This is a genomic window from Nocardia sp. NPDC059236 (assembly GCF_042754085.1).
In the GTDB taxonomy this organism is placed as follows: domain Bacteria; phylum Actinomycetota; class Actinomycetes; order Mycobacteriales; family Mycobacteriaceae; genus Nocardia.
In genome coordinates this window covers 1-1213 of record NZ_JBHZAF010000091.1, presented here as the reverse complement: position 1 = coordinate 1213, position 1213 = coordinate 1, and the positions used below count along the sequence as shown (strand labels likewise).

At 71.3% G+C, this 1213-nt stretch carries 2 protein-coding genes; one reads left to right on the top strand and one right to left on the bottom strand.

Translation table 11 applies throughout. From position 1 onward, the window contains the following. Positions 1–274 (bottom strand): hypothetical protein (locus ACFXIV_RS48095; RefSeq protein ID WP_379421564.1); only part of this gene is annotated, 274 nt, incomplete at its 3' end. Positions 275–474: 200 nt separating this feature from the next. Between ACFXIV_RS48095 and ACFXIV_RS48090 the strand changes: the two genes are divergently transcribed. Beyond that, positions 475–1213 (top strand): Glu/Leu/Phe/Val dehydrogenase dimerization domain-containing protein (locus tag ACFXIV_RS48090; protein WP_379421563.1); only part of this gene is annotated, 739 nt, incomplete at its 3' end.

The following is a 1213-nucleotide window of genomic DNA, read 5'->3' as shown; positions in this document are numbered from 1 at the left end:
AACTGCGCAGCCGGGTGCGCCAGGGACAGACGCACGTCACGCCGTCCACCTCCGTCACGAACGCCTCGGCGCTCTCCCGCACCGGCACCACCACGGGGGGCACCGGCACCAAGTCGGCCAGGGCACGGCGGATTTCGTCCTGCGCGGTGGGGAAGCGCTCCTCCTTCGCATATGCGATCCAGTGCGAGCGCTCCGGCTCGGGGAAGGCCGCCAACGGTTCGTAGACCCGCAGATACGCCGCGTACGGGACGACGACCGACGCTTTCTCAGCCACGCATTGCCTCCAAGCCTCACGCCTCCACGAACCGGTCTCATGAGCGAGCCTGGAAGACAGTTGACTACCCCGATCGTGGGACCGCAACGTGCCCGCGACGCGTAGGTCGTACGCTGCTTGGCGACCGGCCCTCCCGGGCTTCGACTGCCACAAGCGGCGTGTCCGCCGAGGGCTACGACGCGATTCCAGGAGTCACTACCGTGATCGAGGTATCACCTTCTGCAAGCGTTCCCGCCGGCCTCCCCGCCGGGGACCCGGTCGTCAGCACCCTCTTCCGCTCCGAGCAGGGCGGCCACGAGCAGGTCGTGCTCTGCCAGGACCGGCCCAGCGGCCTGAAGGCCGTCATCGCGCTGCACTCCACCGCGCTCGGCCCCGCGCTGGGCGGTACCCGCTTCCACGCGTACACCGGCTCGGCCGACCCGGAGCAGGCCGCGGTGCTCGACGCGCTGAACCTCGCACGCGGGATGTCGTACAAGAACGCGCTGGCCGGCCTCGACCACGGCGGCGGCAAGGCCGTGATCATCGGCGACCCCGAGCAGATCAAGACCGAAGCCCTGCTGCGCGCCTACGGCCGCTTCGTCGCCTCCCTGGGCGGCCGCTACGTGACCGCCTGCGACGTGGGCACCTATGTGCAGGACATGGACGTGGTGGCCCAGGAGTGCCGCTGGACGACGGGTCGCTCGCCGGAGAACGGTGGCGCGGGTGACTCCTCGGTGCTGACCGCCTTCGGTGTCTTCCAGGGCATGCGGGCCGGCGCGCAGCGGCTGTGGGGCGCTCCCACGCTGCGCGGCCGGCTGGTGGGCGTCGCGGGCGTCGGCAAGGTCGGCAAGCACCTGGTCGCGCACCTGCTGGAGGACGGCGCGCGGGTCGTCGTCACGGATGTGCGGGAGGCCTCGGTACGTGCCGTGCTGGACGCGCACCCGGGCGCCCATCTGACGG